This is a genomic window from Brevundimonas vitisensis (assembly GCF_016656965.1).
Classification (GTDB): Bacteria; Pseudomonadota; Alphaproteobacteria; order Caulobacterales; family Caulobacteraceae; genus Brevundimonas; species Brevundimonas vitisensis.
The window spans coordinates 2,203,318-2,216,901 of the sequence record NZ_CP067977.1 but is presented as its reverse complement, the minus strand read 5'-3'; the positions used below and the strand labels follow the sequence as shown (position 1 = coordinate 2,216,901).

15 protein-coding genes are annotated in these 13,584 nt (G+C 66.6%); 5 read left to right on the top strand and 10 right to left on the bottom strand.

Annotated elements, in window-relative coordinates; genetic code table 11:
* Positions 1-10 precede the first annotated feature (10 nt).
* Genes JIP62_RS11285 through JIP62_RS11270 form a run of 4 tightly spaced genes read right to left on the bottom strand, consistent with a single transcriptional unit; the run spans position 11 to position 4,166 of the window.
* Entirely contained in the window at positions 11-826 is an 816-nt protein-coding gene (locus JIP62_RS11285) for an enoyl-CoA hydratase/isomerase family protein (RefSeq protein WP_201102282.1), read from the bottom strand.
* Positions 823-2,007, bottom strand: a complete 1,185-nt coding sequence (locus JIP62_RS11280; protein ID WP_201102281.1) for an acetyl-CoA C-acyltransferase — start codon at positions 2,005-2,007, stop codon at positions 823-825. The genes JIP62_RS11285 and JIP62_RS11280 overlap by 4 nt, the downstream gene beginning before the upstream one ends.
* Before the next feature lie 18 nt (positions 2,008-2,025).
* On the bottom strand, positions 2,026-3,006 hold the full coding sequence (locus JIP62_RS11275) for an acyl-CoA dehydrogenase family protein (protein WP_201102280.1): 981 nt from the start codon (positions 3,004-3,006) through the stop codon (positions 2,026-2,028).
* A 14-nt stretch (positions 3,007-3,020) separates the two neighbouring features.
* A complete protein-coding gene (locus JIP62_RS11270) occupies positions 3,021-4,166 on the bottom strand; it encodes an acyl-CoA dehydrogenase family protein (protein WP_201102279.1) in 1,146 nt (381 codons plus the stop codon).
* A gap of 146 nt (positions 4,167-4,312) precedes the next feature.
* On the opposite strand from JIP62_RS11270, the gene JIP62_RS11265 reads away from it, so the two are divergent.
* From JIP62_RS11265 to JIP62_RS11255, 3 genes are read left to right on the top strand one after another with little or no spacing between them, the layout of a single operon-like run.
* A complete protein-coding gene (locus JIP62_RS11265; RefSeq protein ID WP_201102278.1) occupies positions 4,313-5,083 on the top strand; it encodes an enoyl-CoA hydratase/isomerase family protein in 771 nt (256 codons plus the stop codon).
* A 3-nt stretch (positions 5,084-5,086) separates the two neighbouring features.
* Positions 5,087-5,464, top strand: coding sequence for a Zn-ribbon domain-containing OB-fold protein (locus tag JIP62_RS11260; protein ID WP_201102277.1), 378 nt, complete (start codon positions 5,087-5,089; stop codon positions 5,462-5,464).
* Positions 5,461-6,600 (top strand): thiolase, encoded by a 1,140-nt coding sequence (locus JIP62_RS11255; RefSeq protein ID WP_201102276.1) that lies wholly within the window; start codon positions 5,461-5,463, stop codon positions 6,598-6,600. Before JIP62_RS11260 ends, JIP62_RS11255 begins: the two co-directional genes overlap by 4 nt.
* A 58-nt stretch (positions 6,601-6,658) precedes the next feature.
* Here the strand turns inward: JIP62_RS11255 and JIP62_RS11250 are convergent, their stop codons facing one another.
* The 6 genes from JIP62_RS11250 to JIP62_RS11225 all read right to left on the bottom strand — a co-directional run bounded on the left by JIP62_RS11250 (position 6,659) and on the right by JIP62_RS11225 (position 12,137).
* On the bottom strand, positions 6,659-7,471 hold the full coding sequence (locus JIP62_RS11250; RefSeq protein WP_201102275.1) for an IclR family transcriptional regulator: 813 nt from the start codon (positions 7,469-7,471) through the stop codon (positions 6,659-6,661).
* 116 nt (positions 7,472-7,587) lie between these two features.
* On the bottom strand, positions 7,588-8,334 hold the full coding sequence (locus tag JIP62_RS11245; RefSeq protein WP_201102274.1) for a GntR family transcriptional regulator: 747 nt from the start codon (positions 8,332-8,334) through the stop codon (positions 7,588-7,590).
* Between the two features lie 127 nt (positions 8,335-8,461).
* Positions 8,462-9,361 carry a crotonase/enoyl-CoA hydratase family protein gene (locus JIP62_RS11240; protein ID WP_201102273.1) on the bottom strand — a complete coding sequence of 300 codons (900 nt, stop codon included), beginning with the start codon at positions 9,359-9,361 and terminating at the stop codon, positions 8,462-8,464.
* Positions 9,362-9,365: 4 nt separating this feature from the next.
* Positions 9,366-10,049 (bottom strand): SDR family NAD(P)-dependent oxidoreductase, encoded by a 684-nt coding sequence (locus JIP62_RS11235; RefSeq protein ID WP_201102272.1) that lies wholly within the window; start codon positions 10,047-10,049, stop codon positions 9,366-9,368.
* A gap of 14 nt (positions 10,050-10,063) precedes the next feature.
* Positions 10,064-10,852: an enoyl-CoA hydratase gene (locus JIP62_RS11230; protein WP_201102271.1), complete on the bottom strand. Its 789-nt coding sequence runs from the start codon at positions 10,850-10,852 to the stop codon at positions 10,064-10,066.
* A gap of 58 nt (positions 10,853-10,910) precedes the next feature.
* The gene (locus tag JIP62_RS11225) at positions 10,911-12,137 is read right to left on the bottom strand and encodes a CaiB/BaiF CoA transferase family protein (RefSeq protein ID WP_201102270.1); all 1,227 of its coding nucleotides are present in this window, start codon (positions 12,135-12,137) and stop codon (positions 10,911-10,913) included.
* A gap of 199 nt (positions 12,138-12,336) precedes the next feature.
* On the opposite strand from JIP62_RS11225, the gene JIP62_RS11220 reads away from it, so the two are divergent.
* Together JIP62_RS11220 and JIP62_RS11215 are read left to right on the top strand one after the other, a co-directional pair.
* The gene (locus JIP62_RS11220; protein ID WP_201102269.1) at positions 12,337-13,143 is read left to right on the top strand and encodes a crotonase/enoyl-CoA hydratase family protein; all 807 of its coding nucleotides are present in this window, start codon (positions 12,337-12,339) and stop codon (positions 13,141-13,143) included.
* Between the two features lie 8 nt (positions 13,144-13,151).
* Positions 13,152-13,577, top strand: a complete 426-nt coding sequence (locus JIP62_RS11215) for a Zn-ribbon domain-containing OB-fold protein (RefSeq protein WP_201102268.1) — start codon at positions 13,152-13,154, stop codon at positions 13,575-13,577.
* Positions 13,578-13,584: the final 7 nt, after the last annotated feature.

Sequence of the window (13,584 nt, the reverse complement as noted above, 5' to 3'; positions counted from 1 at the left end):
CGCCAGCCCCTCAGAACGTCACGTCGGACTTGAAGTCGGGCGCGCGTTTTTCCGCCATCGCGGCCATGGCCTCGGTCGCCTCGGCTCCTGAAAAATTGACCATCTCGAAAGCCGCCGACAGGTCGAAGATCGCCGATTGCTGCCGCAGCCAGTGGTTCAGGACGTATTTGGTCATTCGCACCGCAGTGGGAGCGGACGCGGCCAGTTCGCTGGCCACCTCGATCGACGTCGCCTCCAGCACCTCGGCATCGACGGCCAGGGAGACCAGATTGTTGCGCTCCGCCTCCTCGCCCGTCATCGGCCGGTTGGTCAGCAGATAGTATTTGGCCTTGGCCATGCCGCACAGCAGGGGCCAGACGATCGCAGCATGGTCCCCGGCGGTCACCCCGATCCGCACATGGCCATCCAGCAGCTTTGCGGTCTTGGACGCGATCGAGACGTCGGCCAGCAGGCCGATGGCCAGCCCGGCTCCGACCGCCGCGCCGTTGATGGCCGAGACGATCGGTTTTCGCGCATCGATGATGCCCCGCACCAGCCGGACCGCATTGTTGAAATCCTTGGACACCTGCTGGTTCGGATCCAGCACGCCACCGCTCGGCATGTCGTCCAAAGCTCCCCCCGCACAGAAGGCTCGGCCCTCGCCGGTGATGATGGTCACGCGCGTCTGCGGGTCGGCGTCGATGGCGGCCCAGACGTCTTCGAGCTGGCGGTGCATGGCCGGGGTCACGGCATTGGACTTGCCCGGATTGCTGATCGTGATCCGCAGCACCCAGGGCGCGGGCCGGTCGAACTTCAGACGGTCGAAGGCGGCGTAGTGGTCGGTCATCGGTCGATCTCGAACAGACCGGCGGCGCCCATGCCTCCGCCGATGCACATGGTCACGACGACGCGCCGGGCGCCCCGCCGTGCCCCTTCGATAAGCGCATGACCGACCAGACGCGAGCCACTCATGCCATAGGGGTGGCCGACCGCGATCGCGCCGCCGTCGACGTTGAACCGCTCCGGGTCGATGCCCAGGGTGTCGCGGCAGTAAAGAACCTGTGAGGCAAAGGCCTCGTTCAGCTCCCACAGGTCGATGTCGTGGATGTCTAGGCCATGTCGCGCCAGAAGTTTCGGCACCGCCAGAACGGGACCGATACCCATCTCGTCCGGCTCGCAGCCGGCCACGGCGAAACCGGTGAAACGCCCCAGGGGCGTCAGGCCGCGCCGATCCGCTTCTGCGTCCGACATGACCACGCAGACGCTGGCCCCGTCTGAAAGCTGGGATGAGTTTCCGGCCGTGATGAAGGCACCTTCGCCCATGATGGGTTTCAGCGCCGACAGACCCTCCAGCGTCGTGTCCGGCCGATTGCCCTCGTCCTTCGTCAGGGTGACCGTCTCCTCCCCCGTGACCGATCCCGCCTTGTCGGTCAGCTGTTTGACGCTTTCCAGCGCCACGATCTCGGCATCGAACCGGCCCGCCGCCTGGGCCGCCGCGACCCGCCGCTGGCTCTCCAGCGCATAGGCGTCCTGGGCCTCGCGGCTGATGCCGTATCGCCGCGCTACCGTGTCGGCCGTGGCGATCATGGGCGCATAGATGTCAGCCTTGTGCTCGAGCAACCAGTTCGAGCGATTGCGGTGCCGGTTGATGTGATGATGCGTCAGGGAGACGCTCTCCACCCCGCCCGCCACAAACACATCCGCTTCACCCGCCAGCACCCGCTGGGCGGCCAGGACCACGGCCTGAAGGCCCGACGAGCATTTCCGGTCCAGGGTGAAGCCCGGCACACCGACCGGACATCCGGCCCGGATCGCCGACTGGCGGGCAATATTGTTTCCGGTCGGCCCCTCGGGCGTCGCGCAGCCCAGGATGACGTCTTCGACCTCGTCCGGCCCGACACCGGCGCGCGCCAGGGCCGCTGCCACGACATGCCCCCCCAGGTCCGCGCCGTGGGTGTTGTTGAACGCACCACGGAAAGCCCGGCCGATCGGGGTTCTGGCGGTCGAGACGATGACGGCGTGGGGCATGAGGGTCGGTCCTTGGCGTCAGGCCGCGTCGGTGCGGCGGGCGAGTTCGTGCCACAGGCCCTGCGGTCCCAGAGCGGCGACCTGGCGGCCCAGGCGCGTGGCCCAGAAACGATCTCCGCCGAACTCGGACCGCCAGCCGGTCAGACGTCGTGTCAGGCGATGCAGCGGATACTCCAGCGTGAAGCCGATCGCCCCATGGACCTGATGCGCCAGCGCGGCCCCCTGTCCGGCGGCGGCGTTGGCCCGCAGCTTGGCCGCCGCGAACTCCAGACTGGCATCCCCAGCATCCGCAGCGCGCGCTGCCGCCTGTCCCGCTGTGTTCACCGCTGCCGCTTCGACCGCGAAGATGGCCAGGTTCTGCTGCACCGTCTGAAACTTGGCGATCGGCTTGCCGAACTGGACCCGGTCGTTGGCATAGGCGATCGAGGCTGCCAGGGCCGCATCCAGGGCTCCGGCGATCTGCGCGGACCGCAGAAAGGCACCGCAGGCCAGCAGATCGATGCCGCAGCCCGCTGCCTGGATCGGCGCACTGGCGAAGGTCAGACGGTCGCGCGGTTCGCCTGCCGGGCTTGATCCCGGTGTCACCACCGCATCGGCGACCGAGAGCCGCAGCAGGCACCCCTCCAGCATCGCGACCACGACCTGGGCCTCGCCTCCCCAGGGCACGCCGCGCAGGCTGCCGGTGAAACGGCCTGCCTCGATCGTACCCTCGACCACGGGAGCTATGGTGGCCAGCCCTTCGACCGGATCCAGACCGGCCTTCGCCAACGCCCAGGCGGCAAGAGCAGCCTCTCCGACCGGAGCGGCCAGGGCGTGAAAACCCGCGAGCCGAACCACGGCGAACAAGTCGCCCCAGTCGCCACCGAATCCGCCCTCGTCCTCGGACAGCAGCAGGGCGGCGAACCCCGTGTCGGCCAGGCCGGACCACACATCGGCAAAGACGGCGTCGGGCGCGGCAGAAATATCCGTAAACAGACGATCTGCAGTTTCAACCAGCATGGACCGGGCCTCACTCATCGCAATCCCAGCCCCCGAGCGATGATGCCCCTCAGGATTTCGCGCGTACCGCCCCGCAGCGAGAATGACGGCGACACCTGCAGCAGCAGAGCCAGGACCCGCGCCAGGTCGCCGGCGTCCGACAGATCGTCCACCCCGTCCAAGGCGGCCTGGATGGCTCGCGGCAGATCCTGTTCGAAACTGTTGCCCAGGTCCTTGACGATCGCAGCCTCCAGGGCCGGGTCCTGTCCGGCGGCCAGTTTGGCGGCCGTCGACTGGCTCATGTGCCGCAGGGTCCAGAGGTCAGCCGTCAGCCGTCCGATCACCCCGGCCAGCACCGGATCGGGATCGGGACCGGCGAAGCGGATGAGCTCGGTCAAGGCCGAATAGCTGGACAGATATCGCTCGGGCCCCGACCGCTCCAGAGCCAGCTCGGCTGTGCACTGGGTCCAGCCATTGCCTTCGGGGCCCACCCGCGCCGTATCCGGCACATGGACATTGTCCAGGAAAACCTCGTTGAAATCGTGCCCGCCGACCAGGTCGATGATCGGTCGCACCGTCACGCCCGGCGCATCCATGGGAATCAGGAACTGGGTCAGGCCCTCGTTCCGCTGCGATCCCTCGACCGTGCGGACCAGGGCGATCATCAGATGGGCATTGTGGGCGTTTGTGGTCCACAGCTTCTGGCCCGTGATGCGCCAGCCCTCGCCGTCGCGCACGCCCTGGGTCCGGATCGAGGCCAGGTCCGAACCCGCGCCCGGTTCGCTCATGCCGATGCAGACATAGGTTTCGCCTGCCGCAATCGACGGCAGCCACTGCTGGCGCTGTTCCTCGGTGCCGTATCGCAGCAGCAGGGGGCCGCTCTGGCGGTCGGCTATCCAGTGCATTCCGACAGGGGCCCCCGCCGCCAGCAGTTCCTCCAGAACCACATAGCGATGCAGGGGGTGCCGCTCGTGCCCCCCATATTGCCTGGGCCAGGTCATGCCGACATAGCCGGCCCTCGCCATGGCGCGGGAGAAGTCCGCATTGCAGACGGCCCAGCTGTTGGCCCGGCCCGCCGCATCCGTGACCGGAGCTTCGCGGGCGATGAAGGCGCGCACCTCGTCGCGGAGGGCGGCGACGCCAGCAGGCGGATTGAAAGGATGGGCGTCGAAGGTCTGCACCCCGCCAATTTGACCGCCGCGTGCGGTGCCACAAGCGAGGGCCAACCCCTATCGCAGCCGCGATATGGCCGGGCACGAAGGTCGCACTTGGGTCGTCACCAGCCAAGACCCGGTGCTATGCCGGTCACACATCAAAGGAGACCGGCATGGCCATCGACCTGACCATCGAGGGCGGCATCGCGACCGTCACCATCAACCGGCCGGAGCGCAAGAACGCCATCCTGTTGGCCATGCGCCTGGAGATCGAGGCGGCGTTCCAAAAGTGCCAGGACGACGACCAGGTGCGGGTCATCATACTGACCGGGGCGGGTTCGGACTTCAGTGCCGGTGCCGACGTCAGCGAGATGGGCGGCGGCGGGATCCGCGGATCGCTTTACCGGATGCGGCACATGCACCGGATGTCACGCGCCATCGCCAATACGAACAAGCCGGTCATCAGCGCGGTCGAAGGCGTCTGCATCGGCATGTGCTGGGCCATGGCCCTGTCCACGGACATCATCGTGGCCGCCGAGAACGCCCGCTTCCAATTCGCCTTCCGCCACATCGGCCTGGCTCCGGACGGCGGCGCGGCCTATCTGCTCAGCCGCCATGTCCCGATCCAGCGGGCCAAGGAGATCATGTATTCCGGCCGCTTCGTCAGCGGCACCGAGGCACATCAGCTGGGCCTGGCGCTCTATTCCACGCCGCCCGGCGAGGCGCTGGCCAAGGCCAGGGAACTGGCCGCCTCCTTCGTCGATGCCCCGACCATCGCCATCGGCATGGCCAAGCGCCAGTTCGAGGCCGCCCCGGCCCAGAACTTCGACCAGGCCCTGGATTTTGAGGCCAATATCCAGCCCCTGATGGTCCAGACCGAGGACTTCCGCGAGGGCACAACCGCCTTCAAGGAAAAGCGGAAATCCGCCTTCGTCGGCAACTGATCCATGGACGTCACCCACCCCGATTCCGAGTTCCGCGCCTTCCTGGCCGAGGGGCGGTTCATGATCCAGCGCTCGAGGGGGACGGGGGCCTTCGTCTTCTATCCAAGGGCCGTCGCGCCGGGCACCGGTGCGCGCGACCTGGAATGGGTCGAGGCCTCGGGCCGGGGGATCGTCTATTCCACCACCGTGGTGCGCAAAAGGCCGCCGGAGCCCAGCTATAACGTCGCCCTGATCGACCTGGACGAGGGCGTCCGTATGATGAGCCGGGTCGAGGGACTGGACCCCGAAGCCGTGACCATCGGTATGATCGTCTGTGCACGGATTATCGATCAAGACGGTGAGCCGGTCGTTGTCTTCGATCCCGTGGAGGATGGCCAATGAGCGGTTTCCCTTCCGGCCGCACGGCCGTCGTCGGGGCCGCCACCTTCGGCCAGGGACGCGCGCCCGGTTTCGAGGCTTCCGATCTGGCCGCCATCGCCGCCGGCCTGGCACTGGAAGATGCGGGCCTGAGCCTAACCGACGTCGACGGTCTATTCTTCTGTCACCCCACCGACACCATGGGCGGGCTGTCGTTTGCTCAGTATCTGGGTATTCGGCCCAAGGTCACCGACAACAACCGCACCGGCGGCTCGGCGTTTCAGACCTATGTCGAGCATGCCGCCTTCCTGCTGGATGCTGGGCTGATCGACTGCGCCCTGATCGCCTATGGGTCGAACCAGGCGACCGCGACGGGCAAGCTGGTCTCGACCGTTCAGCCGATGCGGTACGAAGCCCCCTATCGCCCGCTGAATCCGGTCAGCTCCTATGCCCTGGCGACCGCGCGCCACATGCATCAGTACGGCACCACACGCGAACAGCTGGGCGCCGTCGCCCTGGCCGCGCGCGAGTGGGCCCAGTTGAACCCCGAGGCATTCAAGCGAGACCCTCTGACGCTCGACGACTATCTGGCCTCGCGACGGGTCTCCGACCCGCTGACGGTGCTGGATTGCTGCCTGGTCACGGATGGGGCCGCTGCGATCGTCATGACCCGCGCCGACCGGGCCCGCGACCTGAAGCGCAAGCCGGTCCATGTCCTGGGCGCGGCCGCCGAGACCCACCATCGCGAGATCGGCTGGCTGGACGACCTGACGGTCACGGCGGCCCAGGCCTCGGGCGCGCGCGCCTATGCCCAGGCGGGGCTCGGCCCATCGGATATCGATGTGGTCCAGGTCTATGACGCCTTCACCATCAACACGATCCTGTTCCTGGAAGACCTGGGCTTCTGCCCCAAGGGCGAGGGTGGGCGGTTCGTCCAGGACGGTGCCATCGCACCGGGCGGATCTCTGGCGGTGAACACCAATGGCGGCGGCCTGTCCTGCTGCCATCCCGGCATGTACGGCCTGTTCACACTCGTCGAGGCCGTGCGCCAGTTGCGTGGCGAGTGCGGCGATCGTCAGATCACCGGGGCCGAACGCGCCCTGGCCCACGGCAACGGCGGCGTCCTGTCCAGCCAGGCCACGGTGATCCTGGGCCTCTGAGAAACGAGAACGGCCGCCCCGGTCGGGGCGGCCGTTCGTTGTTTGACAGTTTGGAAGATCAGGCTGAGCGGCGCATCGGTTCGGCGACGCCCGCCTCGGTCAGGGGTGCCTCGATCAGGGGACGGCTCATGGACGGATTGGTCAGGCGCGCGATCGCACCGCGCACCATCTGCAACAGCCAATCGCGATGGGCCTCGAACATCGTGGCATCGCCATGGATGGTCAGGACCAGGGCATGGGCGTCGCGGCCCTGGGAGATCAACATCGACAGGCTGGCCTGACCGTCCTCGAGGTGCAGGGCATAGCCCTGAATGGCACAGGCGCGCAGCTCGTCGGCCAGCTCCGTGGCACAGATGCGGGCCGTGCCTTCGGGGGCCTCGGCATTGATGCGGTGCACCAGCTTCCTGACGAGGTTCGGATCGAAGGTCGCCAGCAGGGCCTTGCCGGGCGCCGAGGTTGCCAGCCCTGTGGCGGCGGGAATCTCGATCGCGCTGTCGGCCGCCCGCACCACATGGATGTGCTGCATCGACATCCCGACCTTGTGCGCGAGGGTCACCGTGACGCCAGCCTCTTCTGACAGGTGGTCCAGAATGGCCAACAGGCGCCCTTTGCGGAACAGTTCCGGCTGGACGGAGGAGCCGATCACAGCGACGCGGGCCGTGGGGCGATAGGTCCGCGCGTCACGGTCGCGCTCCAGATAGCCCAAGGAAACCAGACAGTTGAGCAGTTCCGACGTGCTGGACTGGGGATAGCCCATGGACCGGGCGATATCCATGACGGTGGCCGTCGGCCGGCTGTCGGAAAAGTACTCCAGCACCTCAAGCGCACGCTGTGCGGACTTGATCTTCTTCGGGTCCAGCGACTTGACCATGACGACGTTTCCCTATGCCTTTTCTTATGACGTCATGCTGTCATAACAAGTTGAGGCTCGCAAGGTAGGGCGTGTGTTTTTTCGAATGACGTTCGCTTTATGGGTTTTGCCCAGGCTTATCGCCCGCGGCCGTCCGCATTGAATTCAATGACATAGCTGTATCGCGCGGGATGGTAGCGGACGAATACAGCTTCGATGGGTTGGCCGCTGGCCAGATAGTAGACACGGGTGACGAACAGGACCGGATCGCCAGGCTGCAGCCCCAGGTGAGCCGCCGCGACCTCGCCTGCGGTGCTGGATTCAATCTTCTGCTGGGCGCGACTGACCCGAACATTCAGTCGCCGCTCGACTGCCCGGATGATCGGCACCCCCGCCTTCAGAAAGTCGTGATGCTCCAGCTGGCGCCCGACCTCATGCGGGAAATAGATTTCCAGATGAGCCGTCGGTTCGCCGTCGATCCGGCTGACCAGTTCAATCCGCGTCAGCTGAGCATCTTCGGGCAGGTTCAGGTTCGCGGCGGCCTGGGCGTTGGTGGCGTCGTGCGTCAGAGACAGCCGATCGGGCTCCATCACGCCGGCGCCCGACAGGAATTCGTCCAGCGAGCCCCGCAAGGAAATGGTCCGGGCCCCGGTCTTGGGTTCCGCTACGAAGGAGCCGACCCCGCGCCGCTTGACGATCAGCCCCTGGGCGATCAGCGCGTCCAATGCCCTGCGCACGGTGATCCGGCTGACGCCATACTGCTCGCATATCCGCTCTTCGGAAGGCAGGGCGTCGCCGGGGGCGTACTGACCGGCGTGTAGGCGCGCACGCAGGTCCTGTTCCAACTGGTGGTAAAGCGGAAGCGGGCCGGATTCGAGCAGCATGGGCAGTCCGTCGTCGCGACCGAACACCGGACGCCGAAGCAGACAGACTAGCCGTCCCGTCTTGCGTGTAAAACCGTCGAAACACGCTGACGCCCCTGATCGCGACACCGATCGCTGCGGTGCAGCGTCAATCCCGACGCAGGCGCACAATCCCGTCGCCGAACGGCGCATCGCGGTGGGTCAGGGCCGTCTTCAGACCATGTTCGGCCATATCGGCCTTGAACTGCGTCCGGCGCGGCCCCTTGGACAGGTGGGCACGGGCATCGTTCTCGGCTGCAAGGCGCTGGATTGTCCTGGCCCCCATGACCTCCAGGGCCAGGTTGACGATCCGCTTGTGGGCGGACAGCAGCTCGTTGTCGACGAAGGACAATCGCCGCGCCAGTTCGTCGACGCAGGCATCCAACTGGTCGGCCGGGGCCGATTCCAGGGCCAGGCCGATGGTCACTGCATCACGCCCCAGGATGCTGTCGCCGGTCATCAGCATCCGCTTCGCCCACTGCGGGCCGCAGTGATAGATCCACATATGGTTTGGCGGCGACCCGTTGGCACGGGTGGCCGGAAAGCCGATCTTCGCCTCGTCCGATACGATGACGAAATCGCACATCAAGGCCAGGTCCGTGCCGCCCGCCAGACAGTTGCCGTGCACCCGCGCGATCACCGGCTTGTGCAGGTCGAAGATGACCGTGGTCAGGGCCTGTTGCCGCTCCATGAACCAGGCGTCGTCGTCATAGCTGCCCGAGGAGGAGCGATAGGCGGACGCCTCGATCTCGCTCTCGGCCTGACGCCCCGCATAGACCCCGGCCAGGTCGTAGCCGGCGCAGAAATCCTTGCCCGCGCCCTGAAGGATGATGACATTGACGTCCAGCCGGTCGTCCGCCTCCAAGAGGGCGTCGTGCAGGTCCTGCAGCGTCTGGGGCGACAGGGCGTTGCGCTTGTCGGGCTTGTTCAGGGTGATGCGCGCCACGCGATCGGCGACCTCGAACAGGACCTCCTTCGGATCGTTCAGCCACTTGCCGCGATAGGTCATGGCGTCAGACCCGCCCAGTAACCGGGATCAGCGCCCCGGTGACGGCACTGGCCGCATCAGACGCCAGGAACAGGATCACCTCGGCCAGCTCATCCGGTGTGACCCAGGTTCCGAAATCGGCGTCCGGCATATCCTTGCGATTGGCCGGAGTGTCGATGATGGAGGGCAGGACGGCATTGACCGTGACGCGGCCCTTGTACTCCTCGGCCAAGGCCTCGGTCAGGCGATGCACGCCGGCTTTGGACGCGGCATAGGCCCCCATGCCGGTCGCGGCCTTGTGCGCGGCATTGGCCCCGATGTTGACGATCCGGCCTGCTCCGCTGGCAACCAGATGCGGCAGGGCGGCCCGGCAGGCGTTCAGCGCCGTCACGACGTTCAGCCGATACAGCCGGTCCCAGGTCGCGACCTCGCCGTCCGACACGGTCTCCCACGCAAAGCCGCCCGCGATATTGATCAGGACATCGACCGACCCGGCCGCCGTGATGGCCGCCTCGGCGGCGGCGGCGTCGGACAGGTCCACGCCCCCCCGGATTACGCCGTGCTCGCCCAGGGCCTCGGCCAGGCCCGGCGGGGCCTCGCTCGCATGATCGACCGCCACGACCCGCGCGCCTAGGGCGGCGGCTCGCGCAGCCACGACGCGCCCCAGCGCGCCGGAGGCTCCGGTGATGACGACGATCTTGTCCTGCATGGTCACTGCTCCGGTCAGCTGCCGGTGAACACCGGCTTGCGCTTCTCGGCAAAGGCGCGGATGCCTTCCTTATAGTCCGAGGACGCATAACAGGTCTGGAACATCTCCTCGCATTTGGCCAGATCGCGATCGGCCGGATCCTTCAGGATCGTGGCCAGGGTGTATTTGATCTGCTCGGCGGTCAGCGGCGCGCCGCCAGCGATCTGGGACGCCGTCTTCTTGATGAAGGCATCGAATTCCTCGCCCTCCGCCAGCACCCGTCCGACCAGCCCCTTGGCGTAGGCCTCCTCGGCGGTGAACTGCAGCCCGCCCAGCAGCATATCCTTGGATGCGGGTACGCCGATGATGTCCACCAGCCGCGACAGGCTCTTGTAGCGATAGCCGATCCCGTAGCGCATGGCCGGCTGGCCGAACTTCGATTTGGACGAGCAGTAGCGCAGGTCGCAGGACACCGCGACCGAGATGCCCCCGCCGATGCACCAGCCGTCGATGGCCGCGATCGTCACCTTGGTCGAATTATAGATGGCCGACAGGCCGCGCTCGCCGGTCTGCGCATAGTGCTCCTGAGCATTCTCGCCCATCCGCTCTTCCTCGTATTTCGAGACGTCGGCGCCGGCGATGAAGGATACGCCCCCCGCGCCCGATATCACGATGACGCGGATGACCGGATCGCTCTCGAAGTCGGCCATGATGGTCGACATCCCCTCCCACATCTCCAGCGAGATGGCGTTCAGCTTGTCGGGGTTGTTGAAGATCATGTGGCCGATCGGGCCGTCCTTGCGGCTCAGAATCTTGTCGGTCATGGCGGGCTTTCCTTCGGGATGACGTGAAGCGACGCGGGGAGCCGTCGCAGGGGGTTTTTCAGATGACGCGCGATCGGCGCAGGGCAGCCACGGCATCCGGCTCGTATCCGACCGAGGCCAGGATGGCGTCTGTATGCTCTCCCACCAGCGGGGGCGGGGCATAGTCCTCGATCGGGGTCTCAGACAGGCGGATGGGATTGCTCAGGGCCTTCAGCTTTCCGGCCACCGGATGGTCGATCTCTCGCACCATGCCGCGATGCACGATCTGTGGATTGGCCAGGGCGTCAGCGATGTCATTGACCGGGCTGGAAGGCACATCGGCCACGTCCAGCCGCGCCAGCCAGTCCTCGGCGGTTCGCGTCGCGAACACCGCATCCAGGATTTCCAGCAGGGCGTCGCGATTGCAGATCCGCCCCGCCGTATTGTCGAAGCGCGGATCCTTGGCCAGCTCCGGCCGGTCCAGCGCCCGGCACAGACGTGCGAACTGCACATTGTTGCCCGCCGTCAGGAAGATGTCCCGGTCCGAACAGCGAAAGGTCTGCGACGGCACACCGCCATAGCCGCCATTGCCCCGACGGGCCGGAATCTCGCCTGAGACCAGATAGCTCATGGCGAAGTGGCTCAGCGACGCCACCCCGCAGTCCAGCAGTGACAGGTCGATGTGCTGGCCGGTCCCCCCGCCCGCGTCGCGGTGGTGCAGAGCCGCCAGGATGGCGCTGGAGGCGTAGAGGCTGGTCAGGATGTCGACCATGGAGATGCCGACTTTCATAGGCCCTCCGCCCGGCACGCCGTCGGGCAGACCCGAGACGCTCATCATCCCGCCCATGGCCTGAAAGACGCCGTCGTATCCGGGCTTTTGCGCCATAGGTCCGGTCTGGCCGAAGCCGGTGATCGAACAATAGATCAGCCCCGGATTGATGGCCTTCAGACTGTCGTAGTCCAGGCCGTACTTCTTCAGCGCCCCGGTCTTGAAGTTCTCCAGCACCACATCGCTCTGGGCCGCCAGGCGACGGACGATCTCCTGCCCTTCGGGCGAGGCCAGATCGACGGTGATGGATCGCTTGTTGCGGTTGCAGCTCAAAAAGAAGGCTGCATCCGAGGTCGGATTGCCGTCGCTGTCGTTCAGGAAGGGCGGGCCATATTCCCGGCTTTCGTCGCCGGTCCCGGGGCGCTCGACCTTGATCACGTCGGCGCCCAGATCAGCCAGCAGCTGACTGGCCAGCGGCGCAGCCAGCACCCGACTGAGATCCAGGATCCTGACGCCTTCCAGGGCCTTGGACGACATGAACAGCAACGCCTCCCCGCGCCCAACCCTGAGTGGTTGCGCGTCTTCATCCCGCATCGTCGTGAAGTCGCCCCTCGAGACAAGAAGGCCGCGCCGGTCATCGTGTGGGTGATATGTCTGACCGCCGTTCAGGCGGCGCTTGTGATGCAGCGCGTTTGCGGATGCTTTGCCCCGGAACGAGCAGGAAAGCCGCCATCCCATGAGCGAACCCTTCGCCCTTTACGAGACCCGTGGCCGTATCGCGGTCGTCACGCTGAACCGGCCCGACACGCGCAATGCGATCGGCGAACACTCCGACTGCACCGATCTGGTCGCGGCGATCGAGCGCGCGAACGCAGACCCGGCAATTTCTGTCCTGGTTCTGACCGGTGCCGGTTCGGCCTTTTCGGCCGGCGGCAATCTGAAGGGCATGCGCGACCGAAACGGCATCGGCCCCCTGGCCACGCCGGCCGACACCCGCGACAACTATCGGCGCGGCGTCCAGAAGATCGCCCTGGCTTTTGCCGGACTGGAGATCGCCACCGTGGCCGCCGTGAATGGCCATGCCATCGGCCTGGGCTGCGACATCGCCTGCCTGTGCGATCTGCGGGTGGCCTCGGACGCGGCCAAGTTCGCCGCCAGCTTCGTCAAGATGGGCATCGTTCCCGGCGACGGCGGAGCCTGGATCCTGCCGCGGGCCATCGGCTATGCCAATGCCGCCGAGATGATCCTCACCGGCGACACCTATTCGGCGGCAGAGGCCAAAGGCATGGGTCTGGTCAACCGGGTCGTCCCGGCCGACCAGGTGCTGGACCAGGCCCTGGCCCTGGCCGAGCGCATCGCCGTCAACCCGCCCCGCGCCGTGCGGTTGGCCAAGCGGCTGTTGCGCGAGGGTCAGCATTCGCGCCTGGCCGATGTGCTGGAACTATCCGCCGCCTTCCAGGCCCTGGCCCACGAGACCGCCGACCACAAGGAGGCCGTCGAGGCCTTTCTCGACAAACGCCCGCCGCAGTTCACCGGCGCCTGAGCAGACCGATGACCGATACCGCCCCCCAGCCCCTCCGCCCGGCCCAGCCCTATATCCGCCTGGATGGCGACACGCCCTATGTCGAGGGACGTCTGTGTTCGGCCTGCGGTGCCCGCACGGCTGCGGTGCATCTGGCCTGTCCGGGCTGCGGAGGCAGGGACACGGTCCAGTCCTATCGCGCGCCGACAACCGGCCGTTTGCATGCCTATTCGATCGTCAGACGGTCCTATCCCGGCGTTCCGGTGCCCTTCGTCTCGGCCATCGTGGATCTGGACGACGGACTGACCTTGAAGGGCAATCTGATCAATGTCGCGCCCGAGCCGGACGCCCTGCCTGTCGGCATGCCGGTGCGGATGGTGTTCGGCGACGCCATGGGCCGAACTGACAAGGACGGCGCGTCCTATGTCGCCTTCTTCTTTGAACCTGCAGCCTGAGGCCGGT

Excerpts from the sequence above, each read along its gene's own strand:
- JIP62_RS11275 (WP_201102280.1), bottom strand. The coding sequence starts at position 3,006 with ATGCTGGTTGAAACTGCAGATCGTCTGTTTACGGATATTTCTGCCGCG.
- JIP62_RS11255 (WP_201102276.1), top strand. The coding sequence starts at position 5,461 with ATGAGCGGTTTCCCTTCCGGCCGCACGGCCGTCGTCGGGGCCGCCACC.
- JIP62_RS11285 (WP_201102282.1), bottom strand. The coding sequence starts at position 826 with ATGACCGACCACTACGCCGCCTTCGACCGTCTGAAGTTCGACCGGCCC.
- JIP62_RS11265 (WP_201102278.1), top strand. The coding sequence starts at position 4,313 with ATGGCCATCGACCTGACCATCGAGGGCGGCATCGCGACCGTCACCATC.
- JIP62_RS11250 (WP_201102275.1), bottom strand. The coding sequence starts at position 7,471 with ATGGTCAAGTCGCTGGACCCGAAGAAGATCAAGTCCGCACAGCGTGCG.
- JIP62_RS11245 (WP_201102274.1), bottom strand. The coding sequence starts at position 8,334 with ATGCTGCTCGAATCCGGCCCGCTTCCGCTTTACCACCAGTTGGAACAG.
- JIP62_RS11235 (WP_201102272.1), bottom strand. The coding sequence starts at position 10,049 with ATGCAGGACAAGATCGTCGTCATCACCGGAGCCTCCGGCGCGCTGGGG.
- JIP62_RS11260 (WP_201102277.1), top strand. The coding sequence starts at position 5,087 with ATGGACGTCACCCACCCCGATTCCGAGTTCCGCGCCTTCCTGGCCGAG.
- JIP62_RS11230 (WP_201102271.1), bottom strand. The coding sequence starts at position 10,852 with ATGACCGACAAGATTCTGAGCCGCAAGGACGGCCCGATCGGCCACATG.
- JIP62_RS11240 (WP_201102273.1), bottom strand. The coding sequence starts at position 9,361 with ATGACCTATCGCGGCAAGTGGCTGAACGATCCGAAGGAGGTCCTGTTC.
- JIP62_RS11220 (WP_201102269.1), top strand. The coding sequence starts at position 12,337 with ATGAGCGAACCCTTCGCCCTTTACGAGACCCGTGGCCGTATCGCGGTC.
- JIP62_RS11225 (WP_201102270.1), bottom strand. The coding sequence starts at position 12,137 with ATGTCGTCCAAGGCCCTGGAAGGCGTCAGGATCCTGGATCTCAGTCGG.
- JIP62_RS11280 (WP_201102281.1), bottom strand. The coding sequence starts at position 2,007 with ATGCCCCACGCCGTCATCGTCTCGACCGCCAGAACCCCGATCGGCCGG.
- JIP62_RS11215 (WP_201102268.1), top strand. The coding sequence starts at position 13,152 with ATGACCGATACCGCCCCCCAGCCCCTCCGCCCGGCCCAGCCCTATATC.